The sequence below is a fragment of the Salmonella sp. SA15303 genome, from assembly GCF_029962125.1.
GTDB lineage: Bacteria > Pseudomonadota > Gammaproteobacteria > Enterobacterales > Enterobacteriaceae > Salmonella > Salmonella enterica.
This window is the reverse complement of the sequence record NZ_CP123924.1, coordinates 1,916,136-1,930,547: the sequence shown is the minus strand read 5'-3', so window position 1 is coordinate 1,930,547 and position 14,412 is coordinate 1,916,136. Positions and strand designations below refer to the sequence as shown.

Annotated in this window: 15 protein-coding genes and 1 riboswitch; of the genes, 3 read left to right on the top strand and 12 right to left on the bottom strand. The window is 54.4% G+C overall.

Annotated elements, in window-relative coordinates; genetic code table 11:
- The 12 genes from QEN31_RS09265 to pduF form a co-directional block, all read right to left on the bottom strand.
- Complete coding sequence (locus QEN31_RS09265; protein ID WP_001001975.1) at positions 1-792, bottom strand: cobalt-precorrin-6A reductase; 792 nt, start codon at positions 790-792, stop codon at positions 1-3.
- A complete protein-coding gene (locus tag QEN31_RS09260; protein WP_000953646.1) occupies positions 789-1,514 on the bottom strand; it encodes a precorrin-3B C(17)-methyltransferase in 726 nt (241 codons plus the stop codon). Before QEN31_RS09260 ends, QEN31_RS09265 begins: the two co-directional genes overlap by 4 nt.
- Positions 1,514-2,569: a cobalt-precorrin 5A hydrolase gene (gene cbiG / locus QEN31_RS09255; protein WP_001098914.1), complete on the bottom strand. Its 1,056-nt coding sequence runs from the start codon at positions 2,567-2,569 to the stop codon at positions 1,514-1,516. The genes QEN31_RS09260 and cbiG overlap by 1 nt, the downstream gene beginning before the upstream one ends.
- On the bottom strand, positions 2,550-3,323 hold the full coding sequence (locus QEN31_RS09250; RefSeq protein WP_000004870.1) for a cobalt-precorrin-4 methyltransferase: 774 nt from the start codon (positions 3,321-3,323) through the stop codon (positions 2,550-2,552). Before QEN31_RS09250 ends, cbiG begins: the two co-directional genes overlap by 20 nt.
- Entirely contained in the window at positions 3,307-3,885 is a 579-nt protein-coding gene (locus QEN31_RS09245; protein ID WP_000650985.1) for a decarboxylating cobalt-precorrin-6B (C(15))-methyltransferase, read from the bottom strand. Before QEN31_RS09245 ends, QEN31_RS09250 begins: the two co-directional genes overlap by 17 nt.
- Positions 3,875-4,480, bottom strand: a complete 606-nt coding sequence (locus QEN31_RS09240; RefSeq protein ID WP_000958833.1) for a cobalt-precorrin-7 (C(5))-methyltransferase — start codon at positions 4,478-4,480, stop codon at positions 3,875-3,877. Before QEN31_RS09240 ends, QEN31_RS09245 begins: the two co-directional genes overlap by 11 nt.
- Positions 4,474-5,613 (bottom strand): cobalt-precorrin-5B (C(1))-methyltransferase CbiD, encoded by a 1,140-nt coding sequence (gene cbiD / locus QEN31_RS09235; RefSeq protein ID WP_001292908.1) that lies wholly within the window; start codon positions 5,611-5,613, stop codon positions 4,474-4,476. The genes QEN31_RS09240 and cbiD overlap by 7 nt, the downstream gene beginning before the upstream one ends.
- Positions 5,613-6,245, bottom strand: a complete 633-nt coding sequence (locus tag QEN31_RS09230; RefSeq protein ID WP_000558988.1) for a cobalt-precorrin-8 methylmutase — start codon at positions 6,243-6,245, stop codon at positions 5,613-5,615. Before QEN31_RS09230 ends, cbiD begins: the two co-directional genes overlap by 1 nt.
- Positions 6,246-6,255: 10 nt before the next feature.
- Entirely contained in the window at positions 6,256-7,215 is a 960-nt protein-coding gene (cbiB, locus tag QEN31_RS09225; RefSeq protein ID WP_000153648.1) for an adenosylcobinamide-phosphate synthase CbiB, read from the bottom strand.
- A complete protein-coding gene (locus QEN31_RS09220; protein WP_000741259.1) occupies positions 7,212-8,591 on the bottom strand; it encodes a cobyrinate a,c-diamide synthase in 1,380 nt (459 codons plus the stop codon). The genes cbiB and QEN31_RS09220 overlap by 4 nt, the downstream gene beginning before the upstream one ends.
- 97 nt (positions 8,592-8,688) lie before the next feature.
- Positions 8,689-8,863: riboswitch (cobalamin riboswitch) on the bottom strand.
- A 325-nt stretch (positions 8,864-9,188) separates the two neighbouring features.
- Positions 9,189-10,100: a transcriptional regulator PocR gene (gene pocR, locus QEN31_RS09215; protein WP_000622326.1), complete on the bottom strand. Its 912-nt coding sequence runs from the start codon at positions 10,098-10,100 to the stop codon at positions 9,189-9,191.
- Between the two features lie 216 nt (positions 10,101-10,316).
- Complete coding sequence (gene pduF, locus QEN31_RS09210) at positions 10,317-11,111, bottom strand: propanediol diffusion facilitator PduF (RefSeq protein WP_001000023.1); 795 nt, start codon at positions 11,109-11,111, stop codon at positions 10,317-10,319.
- 524 nt (positions 11,112-11,635) lie between these two features.
- Here pduF and pduA point away from each other — a divergent pair.
- From pduA to pduC, 3 genes are read left to right on the top strand one after another with little or no spacing between them, the layout of a single operon-like run.
- Positions 11,636-11,920, top strand: a complete 285-nt coding sequence (gene pduA / locus QEN31_RS09205) for a propanediol utilization microcompartment protein PduA (protein WP_001183618.1) — start codon at positions 11,636-11,638, stop codon at positions 11,918-11,920.
- On the top strand, positions 11,917-12,729 hold the full coding sequence (gene pduB, locus QEN31_RS09200; RefSeq protein WP_000097497.1) for a propanediol utilization microcompartment protein PduB: 813 nt from the start codon (positions 11,917-11,919) through the stop codon (positions 12,727-12,729). The genes pduA and pduB overlap by 4 nt, the downstream gene beginning before the upstream one ends.
- Before the next feature lie 18 nt (positions 12,730-12,747).
- Entirely contained in the window at positions 12,748-14,412 is a 1,665-nt protein-coding gene (pduC, locus tag QEN31_RS09195) for a propanediol dehydratase large subunit PduC (protein ID WP_001256896.1), read from the top strand.

Sequence of the window (14,412 nt, the reverse complement as noted above, 5' to 3'; positions counted from 1 at the left end):
TTACTCCTTAGCTGCGGCCAGCCAGCGCGATAAACGCTGCGCAAAGGCGGCCTGGCTTTCCAGTAACTCATCACCCGTCACAAGCGGCGTCGGGCGCGCAATAACGATGCAAGGAATGCCCGCATCCAGACAGGGCTGAACTTTTTCCTGATATCCCCCCTCCGCGCCGGACGCTTTGGTAATGACCACGTCGGCCCGGCACTGGTGGTAAAACGCGGCGTTAAAATCAGCGCTGAACGGCCCACACAGAGCGAAAATTTCTCCAACGCCGAACCCCAGTTCGCTGCAGCGTTGAATCACCTCCGCCACGGGCAGTACGCGCGCCAGCAACGTTTTTTCCGCCAGCCCGGCACGCCAGACGGCCAGATCTTTACTGCCGGTCGTCAGTAACACGCGCGGACCAAAACGCCTCGCTATCTCGCAGGCATCGGCAATACTGCGCGCCGTATAGAGAAGCGGATGCGTCAGATTGCTAAGCTGCTCCGGACGCTGATAACGACTTAACAACACGCCTGCCGTTTCACAGGCGCGAAGGAGGTTATGGCTGACCATTTCTGCATAAGGATGCGATGCATCTATTACCCAGCGAGTACGGTTTTCTTTTAGCCAGGCGACCATCTGCCCGTACTCCAGACGACCACAGCGCACCTGCCCTTTAATGTCGCCCGCCAGCGCTTTTCCGGCTGGCGTCGCCACGGATAAGGTGTACGCGACGTTCGCCGCATCCAGTTGTCGGCATAACGCGCGCGCATCGCTGGTGCCGCCCACCACCAGCACATCCCCCTCATTCACAGCGTGTAACCTCGCGGCGTTATCATCAGCCCATCCTGAACATAGGTCGTTTTATTACCAACGATGACCAGACTGGTCATATCTACCGGTTCAAAATCCATATCGCCGAGCGTAGTCAGCCATTTTTCCTCTTTCTTACGTCCGGCGGATTTCACCACGCCAACCGGCGTTTGCGCGCTTTTACTGGCGGCAAGCAGGTCAAACGCGCGCGCCAGATGCCCTTCGCGGCCGCGGCTGCGCGGGTTGTAAAAACAGATAACAAAGTCTGCCTCTCCGGCGGCAACAATACGTTTTTCAATTACCGGCCACGGGGTCAGCAGGTCGCTGAGGCTGATATGACAGAAGTCGTGCATCAGCGGCGCACCCAGCAGCGAGGCGGCTGCGATACTGGCGGTCATCCCCGGAATAAGGCGAACCTCTACATCCAGCTTCTGCTTGCTCACCAGCTCCAGCACCAGTCCCGCCATGCCGTAAATACCGGCGTCGCCGCTGCTAATCAGCGCCACGTTATGCCCGGCCTGCGCCAGCTCAATCGCCGCCTGGCAGCGTTCAATCTCTCTGCACATCCCGGTTTTGATCACCTGCTTATCGCCGGTAAAGGCTTTCACCAGGTGGGTGTAGGTTTTATAACCGACGACGATTTCCGCCGCCTGAAGCGCCTCAATCGCCTCCATCGTCATCATTGCCTGCGAACCGGGGCCAATACCAATTACGCTCAACATCAGTGTGCAACTCCTAAAGTAATAGTGACGCCCTGTTCTCGCAGGGTCTCGCCTAACAATTGTCCCTGGCTTAATAACCACGCTGCCGGGCCGGATACGCTGCCAACGCCCACCGTTTTTCTGACGAAGCCAGAACCGGGAAAATGGTGTTCGAATTCGCGTAACGCTTCGGCGGTAAAGGTTTTAAAAGGCACGCGGCAGCAGGAGGCGAGCTGAATAAGCCCCGGCTCCCCTTTTTTGAGCGTGACGCTGCCAATCGCTTTTAACGCCAGCGGATCGAGTTTCTGCGCTTCAAGCTGGCGCGCCAGTAATGTCGCTAACAGGGGAAATGGCGTATCGCGGCGGCAGCCAATTCCCGCCACCACGCGCTGGGGCACCAGTTTCCAGTGCGGTACGGGAAGCTCAGGGAGGTCATTACGCAAAGAGACGCAGATAAGCGCATCCAGTTCAGGCAGCCGCTGCAAATCATCAACAGGGATAAAACCGCGAATATCACACTGGCCGATCTCTTCCGTTAGTTCGGCATCCCACCATAACCCCACACGTTGATGACTGACCAACATCTGGTTAACGGTTTTTACCGCCGTTCGAAGATCGGACATGCGGGCGTTAAGCTGGAAAGCTAAGGTGTCCAACGCGGACATCTCATTGACATCCGTTGCCGTGGTAATCACCGGATCGGCGCCTAACATTCCTGCCAGGTAGCGCGTCAAGGCATTGGCCCCGCCCGCATGACCGGAAAGCAGGCTAATGACATGCTGACCTCGTTCATCAATGACGACCACCGCCGGATCGCTGAACTTGTCGTTCACTAACGGCGCCAGGACACGAACGGCAATGCCGGTCGCGCCGATAAAAATAAGCGCGGTATAAGTGGTAAAAGCCTGCCGGGCGGTATTAGCGAATCCGCCATCGAAGGGAATAAATCCCTCTTCCCGCAGTTTTTCACTGGTAAAGCAGGTTAACGGCAGCATCGCGGCGAGTCTCTTTGCCAGCGCCACGCCGCCGGGCGTCAGGCAAAACAACGCAATGGATTCAGGCTTTACGGTATTCATGGCTAAAGTCCGCTGCATAAAGTCTTGAGTAGTGATACTCCTTACCCAGAAAATTCCCGACCAGGATTAGCGCCGTCTTACGGATGCCAGCATCACGTACTTTGTCGCTAATATCCGCTAACGTGCCGCGAACGGTCTGACTTTCCGGCCAGGTAGCCTTATAAATGACCGCGACAGGCGTAGTTGCCGGATAACCGCCGGCAATGAGACGTTCCGCCACCCGGTGAATACGCTGAACGGAGAGATAAATCGCCATCGACGTCTGGTGACTGGCGAACGCCTCCAGTTGTTCGCGCGCCGGTACTGGCGTACGCCCTTCCAGACGGGTAATAATGAGACTCTGCGATACCTCCGGTACGGTATATTCCACACCCAGCTCCGCCGCAGCGCCGAGAAACGCGCTGACGCCAGGCACTACCTGCCAGTCGATACCACGGCGAGTTAACTCCTCGCCTTGCTCACGTACGGAGCCGTACAGCGAGACATCGCCCGTTTGCAAACGCACCACCGTTTTTCCCGCCTTCACGCCCGCCGCCATCAGCTCGATAATCTGCTCAAGATGCAGTTCGGCGCTGTCGTAGCGTTCTGCCTGCGCGGGGCAGTAATCCAGCAGTTCGGTATTGATCAGCGAACCGGCATAGATAACTACCTGCGCCTGTTGCAGCAGGCGGTAGCCTTTAAGCGTGATCAGCTCGCGATCGCCCGGCCCGGCGCCGACGAACCATACACAGCGTGGATCAAATGTCTCTGACATGGTTTTCTTCCTTCTGACAGGCGATAACAAAAACAGGATTGTTCGGTTTGAAATAGTGCCCCGCCCCCAGCGGCGTTAACGATGAAAGCTGAAGCTGTACACAGTCCATTCGACATGCGCCGATGTGCGCAAGATGCGCCAGCGCGCTATGAAGGTTTTCCTGCAAGATAAAGGTCATCACCAGACGGCCACCGGGATGCAGATGGCCCATCGCCCAGTCAATCAGCGCCGTCAGATGTCCGCCGCTGCCGCCCATAAACACCGCATCGGCTTTCCCGGTTATGGTCATTGGCGCTTCGCCGGGGAGAATATCGATATTGCCGCAGGCAAAGCGCTGACGATTCTCATCAAGCAGCCGTAGTGCGGCAGGATTACGCTCGATAGCCGTCACCTGCAACGAAGGAAATTGCAGCGCCGCTTCAATTGAGACGCTTCCCGTTCCCGCCCCGACGTCAATCAGGTGACTGGCGCGGTGGAGCTCAAGTTTCGACAGTGCCAGCGCCCGTACCGCCTCTTTGGTCATTGGCACGTTCTCGCCGCGCAGAAAAAGCTCATCTTTCATCAAGGATCACCACTGCATTCATTTCATAGTCGGCGTTGACCGCACTGACGGGTAGCCAGTGGATCCGCTCATTTTCCATCGCCAGATTTTCACCAATCACCATTAAGCGATGCCCTTTGCCCCGCGCGACCAGTTCCCGCGCGATTTCTCGCGGCCCGCAGCGGGCATCCGTGACCATCGCCACTTTGCGATGGTTCGCTAACTGCTCGAAGCTGACGCAACGACCGTGGCTACTGGTCAACCACATGTCATTCATATCAATTCCAGCCTGTGCGCACAGATACTGTACGGCGCTGATGCCAGGGATAATGCGAACCTGTTCGATACCAAAATGCGCCACCAGGCGTGTACCGATGCCATAAAACAGCGGATCGCCGGAGGCCAGCACCACGATCCCTTTATCCCGACGGGCGGCAATCCATGACAACAACGCGCCAATATCCGCGCCCAGCGTAAATCGTTCGCCGCCAAACGCCGGAAACTGCGCCAAATGCCGTTTACCGCCTGCCAGCGCATCGGCGTGGTCTATCGCTTCCAGCGCCGCAGGCGTCATCAAATGCCGTCCAGCGGGCCCCATTCCCACGACCGTTAGCATTGCAGCTCCTTAGCAATCTCGTCGACGGGACGATTACTGCCGAGAATATGGTTATCAAAAGAAAACAGGATGGCGTCGCAGACAGGCGGCGTTTTGGTAAAACGCAGCATCTGCATGACTCGCAAACAAATACGCCTGGCAAGATGGTTATAGATATGCCCGAAGCCATATGCTTCAATGTGCTCCATTGCCGCTTCGGTGGTATCGCAATCGCTGACCAGGGTGAGTAACTCCAGCGGCGCGCCCAGTAAAGCTAAATGCGCGACCAGCGTTTCCATGCGCGCATCGGCAATATGGCTATGGGTATGAAAGATCCCGGCGGCGATTTTGATCAATTTTCCAGGATGACCCACCAGCACTATCTGGCAAAATCCCAGCCGTACCGCCTCTTCAATCATGTAGCCGACAAAATTGCTCATGGTGACGACTGCCTGTGTGTCGACGCCCATTTGTTCGCGAACAAACCGTTCGCCGTGGTTGCCCGGCACGAGTATCACCCGCGTTAATCCTGACGCCCGTTTGATCTCCAGTTCCAGCGATAGCGAGCGTTTCCAGCTTTCTTCCGACATCGGCGTCACAATGCCGGTAGTGCCAATAATGGAAATGCCGCCAAGAATGCCAAGCCGCGAGTTATACGTTTTTTGCGCCCGCGCTTCGCCTTCCGGGGCAAAAATCTCCACATCGGCCCCACGCGCCGGGCCTATCGCTTCGCGCACCGCTGACTCAATGGTATGGCGCGGCGTACGATTGATGGCGGCGCTCCCGAGCGGCAGTCCAATCCCTTTACGCGTTACCGTACCAATACCTTCGCCGCCAGTGAGCGTAATCTCACCGCTGTCGTTGAGCGTAACGCGGGCAAAAATCAGCATTCCGTGCGTGGCATCCACGTCATCGCCGCCATCTTTACGAATTGCGGCTATCGCCTGCTGGCCTTCAATGTGCGGCGACTCCACGTTCAGGCATAGCGTGACGCCCGACGGCGTGACGATGGAGACCTGATGAATCAGATGTTGACGTAATACCATCAGCGCGGCGACTTTTGCCGCCGCCGTCGCGCAGGAACCGGTGGTATATCCTTTACGTAACGCTTTACCGTGGTGCCAGACCGGCGCGTCAAAAGAAAGCTCGCTCATCAGGCCTCCCGGAGGTGATAGAGCAACGCATTGACGATAGCGGCAGCCACGTTACTGCCGCCTTTACGCCCTAACGCGGCAACCGCGGGGAAATGGCTATGGGTGAGTGCCTCTTTGGACTCCGCCGCGCCGACAAAGCCTACCGGTACGCCCACCACGCCGCTCACCGTCACGTTATGTTCAAGCAAACGGAACAGGGCCGTCGGCGCATTACCGAAAACAAAGAGCTTGTTTTTCTCCTCCTCGGCGATAGCGATATCGACGGCGGCCATTGAACGGGTAATCCCCTGCGTTTGTGCGGCGCGCACCACGCGCGGATCGCTGATATAACAGCGACACTCGCCGCCAAACGTCGCCAGTAATCTTTTATTAATGCCGGACAGCGCCATCGTGGTATCGGTATAAATAATGCACGGATGGCGTAACGCATCACAAAGCTGCTCCAGCGCATCGGCAGAGAACCACAAAATGTCCAGCCAGTCGAAATCGGCGGTGGTATGAATAACCCGCTTGATAATGGCCTCATGGAGCGGACTGGCGAAACGGTAATCAGGACGCGTTTCGCGAATAATGTCGCTAATAATGGTGAAACTGTTGGCCTCAATGGTTTGGGGCTGCTGGATATAATGCATACTGTCGTCCTCAGGCCACGCCAGATAACCCGCACCGCGCCGCAATTAACAGCGCCAGCGCCAGGGTTGAAGCGACCCACATCAATCGAATCGTTCGGGAAATATCGTCCACGGAAATATCGCGCTGCGCGTCGCCTATCCAGGGCTTGTCCACACGCTCGCCAAAGTAGTTATTTGGGCCACCGAGCTGGATTCCTAAGGCGCCGGCCACACACGCTTCCGACCAGGCGCAATTTGGGCTACTGTGGTTATAACGGTCACGCCAGCCAATACGCAGCGCCCGCCAACCACTCAGGCGACACAGTCCTGCCGCAATGCCCAGCAACAGCCAGCTCAGTCGGGCAGGAAGATAGTTCGCTACGTCGTCCATACGGGCGCTGACCATACCAATCGCCCGGTATTTTTCATGTTTGTAGCCCACCATTGAATCCAGGGTATTGACGGCTTTGTAGGCCATCGCCAGCGGCGCGCCGCCGAGAAAGAGGAAAAAGAGCGGCGCGATAATGCCGTCAACGGTGTTTTCTGCAACCGTTTCCACCACGGCGCGATTGATCTGCGCTGGCTGAAGTTGCGACGTATCGCGCCCGACGATCCAGGAGAGTTTTATTCGGCTTTCCGCAAGGTCGTTCTTCCGTAACGGTCGTTCAACCTCCTGCGCGGCGTGGGCCAGAGAGCGTCCGGCCAGCGTGGTAAAGATCATCCAGACTTCGACGCTCCAGCCAAACCAGGGGTGAATCCGCTGCGCCAGCGCCAGTACGCCCCATGCCACGCCCCAGGTCGCCCCGACAACCACAACCCACATTACGCCGCCGCCAATCCGCAGCGCTTTATCGCCGGGACAATAGCGACGCACAATACGCTGCACAAACGTGATTAAACGACCTATCCAGCGTACCGGATGGGGCCAGTGTTGAGGGTCGCCGATGATAAAATCCAGCACCCAGGCGATACACCAGGCAAGAATCGTCATAATACGCGCCTCGCCGCCGCCAGCCAGTGCTGCAACATTTCCGGACGCTGGGCGAAATGGACGTGCAGATAGCTGGCAAACGTGTTGCCTGTCTGCCAGCCGCCAGTCCATTCCTGTAACACGCGGCCATCGCGAACCTTACGACAGGCCATAACGGCGGGTGTTTCGGGGATAAAATCTGAGTAGTGAAATTCATGGCCGCGCACTATCTCGCCAGGCGCCGCCAATAGCGTTGGCTGCATAGCCTGCGCCTCACAATAACCAAAGCGGGTGAGTCGCTTACCCATTTTGCTGTGACCGGGGATAATATTCGCCATCTGATGAATTTCCCCGCCGCTATCCTCCAGAGTGCTCCCCAGATACATCAGACCACCACACTCCGCGTAAATCGCCACGCCGCGCTGATGCGCCGCCCGCAAATGTTTTAACATCACCGTATTTGCCGCCAGATCCGCGGCGTATAATTCAGGATATCCACCGCCCAGCCAGATCATCTGACAATCAGGCAATGCGCGGTCATGCAGTGGGCTAAAACGCACAATGTTAACGCCGGCACGCTCCAGCAAATCGATGTTATCGGGATAATAAAAGTTAAAGGCCTCATCATCCGCCAGAGCAAGCGTCAGCCCTGCCCCCGCTGTGTTATCGGGGCGTTCAGGCCACATTCCCGCCGGAAGCGCGGATAACACGCTCAGCGAGAGTAGCGCATCCACATCCACTGTTTGTTCCAGCGTGGCGGCAAAATCATGCCATGATTGCTGATTGACGAGGGATTCTCTGGCAGTAATCAACCCCAGGTGGCGTTCAGGTAATGCGACGCCGTCGCAAGGAGGGACATACCCCAGTACCGGCAGTGAGCAATAATGTTCAATGGCATTTTTGAGGAGCTGATAGTGGGCGTCGCTAGTGACGCGATTCACAATCACGCCCGCGAGGTTGAGGGTCGGGTCGAAGTGCTGAAATCCCATAACGGTAGCCGCAAGCGACGTTGAAACAGCCTTGCCGTCCACCAGTAGGATGACCGGGCAACCAAGCTGTTTGGCCATCGCGGCTGTGCTGCAGTAATTGGGGTCGACGCCATAGCCGTCATACAACCCCATGACCCCTTCAATGACAGCGATATCCGCCTGCCGCATTTGTTCGCAAAATAAGGCGTTGAGAACAGGAGGAGGAAGCATGAAACTGTCAAGATTACGGGACGCCACGCCACAGATAGCGGTATGCCAGCCGGTATCAAGGTAATCTGGCCCAACTTTAAACGGCTGTACGCGCAGCGCGCGTTTTTGCAGCAGCCTCAACAAACCAAGCGTCACCGTGGTTTTGCCGCAACCGCTTCCTGTGCCTGCAAGAATAAATGCGTGATGCCTTGCCGCCATTACCCTGATCCTGTTCAGGGTGGTAGGGGTATACAGGTACGCGCATGTTCAGTCTTTCGACTGTACGCGTCTTCGCAACCCACTTCCCACCGAAGTTGTTGGTTATCACCGACAGGCAGGTCTTCTGGCTTAGCGTCCTCCTCGCCCGTCCTTCCCAATCTTGCGATCAGTGGTCTTTACGGGGTCGTCAGCATCACAGCAGCGGGGGCTGCGGGGGATTTTCACCCCCTTCCCTACCACAAATGTGGCAAACCTGTTGGTTTACGTTATGGCTGTACGGCACACCCATAACGACAATTAATAATGTGCTACGTTTTACATTTCTGTGAGCAATAGCCTGAGCGGTTGCTCATCTGACGTTAATCTACTCATCCTTACCGGTATATTGACGATAAAACGTATCGACAAAGCGTAATAAAACTTATCTTTCCTGACACTGTACTTCATCACAAAAATAAAAACTGGTGCAGTTTATGCCCTAAATTTTATTATTTTGTTGCGCTATGACAATTTATTGTTACACCAGATAAATTTTCTTTCTGAAATGATTAAGATACAAAAGACTATCAAAAATCGGCAATAGCAAAATATTGCTATTCATAACGATGGAGGATGAGAATTCTCATTTATCTGCTGGCGATAAGCCTGCGGCGTAACCTGATAGGTCTGGCGGAAGACTTTGCAAAAATAGCTGGTTTGCGAAAAGCCTAAATTACGCGCAATACTGGCAATACTCCAGTCACTATGGCAAAGCAATTCTCTGGCGCTAACCATTCTCTGGCGGTTTACCCACGCATTAAATCCGATTCCCTGATATTTCTTGAATAGCTTACTGAAGTAATAGGGGCTGAGATAGACATGTGAGGCGACATCCTCAAGACGAAGATCGTCGGACAAATGCGCATCAATATAGCGAAGCGCTTTTTTCATTTTACTGTCATGCGGAGTGGGACCACGAGTGGTTTTATTTGCCTCCGATTGCTGCGGATTGTCTTTGATAACCACGAAATTGAGCTGTTTTTTCAGGCAATTCTCAACAATCAGTTTAAGAAGATCGGCGGAAGCGATAACGCGTGAATAGTCCATCTCTGGCACATTCCGAAATTCATTCAAGAGCTCAGGGTCAGCCTGCCAGCGATCGTCAACATTAAGAATGTTTACCAGCTCCACGTCATTACTTAAACGAACCTGCCCGCATAAAACAAAGCCAACTAAATGCCCTGCGATTACCAGCGGAATAGAAAAATCCGTTAGACCGGCATGACAACGATAAATACAGGGTTGATCGGACTTCGATGCCTCCAGTCCCCCGCAGCGATCGCTCATACGACAACGTGTACTATGCTGGGGATGCTGCCGCATCAACTGACAAAACGGCGTGAAATTGAATAGCTCAGATATTTCATCACCATGAATATTGACAACCACAACCGCCAGACCGGTGGCTTGTGCAAAATCCTGTGCGATTTTATTAATGAGTTCTGAGTTCAGAGCGCTCGCAGAAATCATGATAAAACCCCTCAGTTAATTTATTGTTATAAACAAAACACATTATTTACATTCACTTTTTATTACCATTATCCTGGCCCTGATAAAAAGTACAATGACAATATCAAAAGTCTCCCATTGCTGGGAGACGTTTTGATCAGTTCGTGAAAGCAGATCACGAAATTATCTCACCTGTTTTTACGATACATCATTGCTGTGAATCTGGTTCGCATTTCCTTACAGTTCACAGCGGTTACAAGGTAAATTCTTACCAATAAAATAGCGATATATGGCTGCTCCGGCACAGGCGCCGATAACAGGCGCGACAATCGGCACGATAAAATAAGGGATCTCTCGCCCACCGCTCATCGCCATGTTCCCCCACCCCGCTAACCATGTGAACAGTTTGGGACCGAAATCACGCGCCGGGTTCATTGCAAAACCGGTAAGGGGTCCAGTAGACGCGCCGATAACGGCAACCAGTATCCCAATAAGCAAAGGCGCAAGCGGCCCTTTAGGAATGCCATTGCCATCATCCGTCAATGCCATGATCATGCCCATCAGAATCGACGTAATGACCACTTCCACCAACGCAGCCTGCCATACATTTAGCGCTGCGGCCGGATAGGTACTGAAAATGCTGGCTAATTGCAAACTTTCGACGCTACCGCGCACCATATGATGCGCAGTCTCAAATTCAGTAAAAAGGCTACTATAAAGCACATACGCCAGCAGAGCGCCGCCAAAAGCGCCGGCAAACTGGGCAATAATATAAGGCAATACTTTCTGTTTGGGGAAGCAGGCAAACAGCCACAGCGCAATCGTCACCGCAGGGTTAAGATGTCCGCCGGAGATTCCGGCAGTAAGGTAAACGGCCAGTGAAATTCCAAGCCCCCAAATAATGCAAATCTCCCATAATCCGAGGCTGGCGCCTGCGACTTTGAGCGCGCTCAAACAACCGATACCAAAAAACAAAAAGAGTCCGGTGCCTAAAAATTCCGCACCACATTGCGCCTTTAGAGAATCATTCATGTGACACCTTCTGAGCAAAGTTCGTGTCCTGGCCAGCGCAAGTTTCGGCTGGCGGTAGAGTACAGCTAACCTCACTATAAAAAGTGCCGCCTGTAAATTGTTGGCAACCTGCGAACCTGTCTCCCGGAAAAATCGTGTTGCGATAGCAAAATTTTGCTTTTCCGATATTTTTAGCAGCCCATCATACGGGAGATTCGAGCTATAAAATACGCCTGTGAAAATAATAAAATATTGCACAAGCCAACTTATCAATTTCGAATAAGCATCACATTTTGCGTCTTTCGCCATATCAAATAAAAATACTCTCGTCACTAACAAAAATGTAAAAATGAAATAATAAAAACAAAATAATCATATAGACAATAATAAATTAAATGTAATTTATCAATAAGTTATAAAAGCAAAAGACAATTTAGTCATATTGCTTTCCCATTATTTTCTGATGCTCAACAGCAAGTCAGCCATTCTTTTTCCTCGCATCTTCTTATAGTCCCAACTATCGGAACACTCCATGCGAGGTCTTTATGCAACAAGAAGCACTAGGAATGGTAGAAACCAAAGGCTTAACCGCAGCCATAGAGGCCGCTGATGCAATGGTTAAGTCAGCCAATGTGATGTTAGTGGGCTATGAAAAGATTGGCTCCGGGCTGGTAACCGTCATCGTGCGCGGCGATGTTGGCGCGGTCAAAGCGGCCACCGATGCAGGTGCCGCAGCCGCACGCAACGTGGGTGAAGTGAAAGCCGTACACGTCATCCCACGCCCTCACACCGATGTAGAAAAAATCTTACCGAAGGGAATTAGCCAATGAGCAGCAATGAGCTGGTGGAACAGATCATGGCGCAGGTGATTGCCCGTGTGGCAACGCCGGAACAACAGGCCATCCCTGGTCAACCCCAACCTATACGAGAGACGGCTATGGCAGAAAAAAGCTGCAGTTTAACGGAATTTGTCGGGACCGCCATTGGCGATACCCTGGGCCTGGTTATCGCCAACGTCGATACCGCCCTGCTGGACGCGATGAAACTTGAGAAGCGCTATCGTTCCATCGGCATTCTCGGCGCCCGCACCGGCGCAGGCCCGCACATTATGGCGGCGGACGAAGCGGTGAAAGCCACCAACACCGAAGTGGTCAGCATTGAGCTGCCGCGCGATACCAAAGGCGGCGCGGGCCACGGTTCGCTGATTATTTTAGGCGGTAACGACGTTTCCGACGTCAAGCGCGGTATCGAAGTCGCGCTGAAAGAGCTGGACCGCACCTTCGGTGATGTTTACGGCAACGAAGCCGGACATATCGAGCTGCAGTACACCGCTCGCGCCAGCTATGCGCTGGAAAAAGCGTTCGGCGCGCCGATTGGCCGCGCCTGCGGCATTATCGTCGGCGCTCCGGCTTCCGTCGGCGTACTGATGGCCGATACCGCGCTGAAGTCAGCCAACGTTGAAGTCGTGGCGTACAGCTCTCCGGCGCACGGCACCAGCTTTAGTAACGAAGCTATTCTGGTGATTTCCGGCGACTCCGGCGCGGTCCGTCAGGCGGTGACCTCCGCCCGCGAAATCGGCAAAACCGTCCTTGCGACCCTCGGTTCTGAACCGAAAAACGATCGTCCGTCCTACATCTGATACCCACGAGGCTGATTCATGAGATCGAAAAGATTTGAAGCACTGGCGAAACGCCCTGTGAATCAGGACGGCTTTGTTAAGGAGTGGATCGAAGAAGGCTTTATCGCGATGGAAAGCCCGAACGACCCAAAACCGTCGATAAAAATCGTTAACGGCGCGGTAACCGAGCTGGACGGAAAACCGGTTAGCGAATTCGACCTGATCGACCACTTTATCGCCCGCTACGGCATCAACCTGAACCGCGCCGAAGAAGTGATGGCGATGGATTCGGTCAAGCTGGCTAACATGCTGTGCGATCCGAACGTCAAGCGCAGCGAAATCGTTCCGCTAACCACCGCGATGACCCCAGCGAAAATTGTCGAAGTGGTTTCGCATATGAACGTGGTTGAGATGATGATGGCGATGCAGAAAATGCGCGCCCGCCGTACTCCATCTCAACAGGCGCACGTCACCAACGTTAAAGACAACCCGGTGCAAATTGCCGCCGATGCCGCCGAAGGCGCATGGCGCGGGTTTGACGAACAAGAGACGACGGTTGCGGTAGCGCGCTATGCGCCGTTCAACGCCATCGCGCTGCTGGTTGGTTCTCAGGTAGGTCGTCCGGGGGTACTGACTCAATGCTCGCTGGAAGAAGCCACCGAGCTGAAGCTCGGCATGCTGGGCCACACCTGCTACGCCGAAACCATCTCCGTTTACGGCACCGAGCCGGTCTTCACCGACGGTGACGATACCCCATGGTCGAAGGGCTTCTTAGCCTCTTCCTACGCCTCTCGCGGCCTGAAAATGCGCTTCACCTCCGGCTCCGGCTCCGAAGTGCAGATGGGCTACGCCGAAGGCAAATCCATGCTGTATCTGGAAGCGCGCTGCATCTATATCACCAAAGCCGCGGGCGTTCAGGGGCTGCAAAACGGCTCCGTAAGCTGCATCGGCGTACCGTCTGCCGTGCCGTCAGGCATTCGTGCCGTGCTGGCGGAAAACCTGATCTGCTCTTCGCTGGATCTGGAATGCGCCTCCAGTAACGACCAGACCTTCACCCACTCCGATATGCGTCGTACCGCTCGCCTGCTGATGCAGTTCCTGCCGGGTACCGACTTTATCTCCTCCGGTTATTCCGCGGTGCCGAACTACGACAACATGTTCGCCGGTTCCAACGAAGATGCGGAAGACTTTGACGACTACAACGTTATCCAGCGTGACCTGAAAGTGGACGGCGGTCTGCGCCCGGTTCGCGAAGAGGACGTTATCGCCATCCGTAACAAAGCCGCCCGCGCGCTGCAGGCCGTGTTTGCCGGAATGGGACTGCCGCCGATTACCGATGAAGAAGTTGAAGCCGCGACCTATGCCCACGGTTCGAAAGATATGCCGGAGCGCAACATCGTCGAAGACATCAAGTTCGCCCAGGAAATCATCAATAAAAACCGCAACGGTCTGGAAGTTGTGAAAGCGCTGGCTCAGGGCGGGTTTACCGACGTGGCCCAGGACATGCTCAACATCCAGAAAGCCAAGCTAACCGGCGACTATTTGCACACCTCCGCCATTATCGTCGGCGACGGACAAGTGCTCTCTGCGGTTAATGACGTCAATGACTATGCCGGTCCGGCAACAGGTTATCGCCTGCAGGGAGAACGCTGGGAAGAGATTAAAAACATCCCTGGCGCTCTTGATCCCAACGAGATTGATTAA

Bases quoted from the DNA above. Each gene is read 5' to 3' on its own strand.
- QEN31_RS09260 (WP_000953646.1), bottom strand. From the start codon at position 1,514: ATGTTGAGCGTAATTGGTATTGGCCCCGGTTCGCAGGCAATGATGACG.
- cbiG (WP_001098914.1), bottom strand. From the start codon at position 2,569: ATGAATACCGTAAAGCCTGAATCCATTGCGTTGTTTTGCCTGACGCCC.
- QEN31_RS09250 (WP_000004870.1), bottom strand. From the start codon at position 3,323: ATGTCAGAGACATTTGATCCACGCTGTGTATGGTTCGTCGGCGCCGGG.
- QEN31_RS09245 (WP_000650985.1), bottom strand. From the start codon at position 3,885: ATGAAAGATGAGCTTTTTCTGCGCGGCGAGAACGTGCCAATGACCAAA.
- QEN31_RS09240 (WP_000958833.1), bottom strand. From the start codon at position 4,480: ATGCTAACGGTCGTGGGAATGGGGCCCGCTGGACGGCATTTGATGACG.
- cbiD (WP_001292908.1), bottom strand. From the start codon at position 5,613: ATGAGCGAGCTTTCTTTTGACGCGCCGGTCTGGCACCACGGTAAAGCG.
- QEN31_RS09230 (WP_000558988.1), bottom strand. From the start codon at position 6,245: ATGCATTATATCCAGCAGCCCCAAACCATTGAGGCCAACAGTTTCACC.
- cbiB (WP_000153648.1), bottom strand. From the start codon at position 7,215: ATGACGATTCTTGCCTGGTGTATCGCCTGGGTGCTGGATTTTATCATC.
- QEN31_RS09220 (WP_000741259.1), bottom strand. From the start codon at position 8,591: ATGGCGGCAAGGCATCACGCATTTATTCTTGCAGGCACAGGAAGCGGT.
- pocR (WP_000622326.1), bottom strand. From the start codon at position 10,100: ATGATTTCTGCGAGCGCTCTGAACTCAGAACTCATTAATAAAATCGCA.
- pduF (WP_001000023.1), bottom strand. From the start codon at position 11,111: ATGAATGATTCTCTAAAGGCGCAATGTGGTGCGGAATTTTTAGGCACC.
- pduA (WP_001183618.1), top strand. From the start codon at position 11,636: ATGCAACAAGAAGCACTAGGAATGGTAGAAACCAAAGGCTTAACCGCA.
- pduB (WP_000097497.1), top strand. From the start codon at position 11,917: ATGAGCAGCAATGAGCTGGTGGAACAGATCATGGCGCAGGTGATTGCC.
- pduC (WP_001256896.1), top strand. From the start codon at position 12,748: ATGAGATCGAAAAGATTTGAAGCACTGGCGAAACGCCCTGTGAATCAG.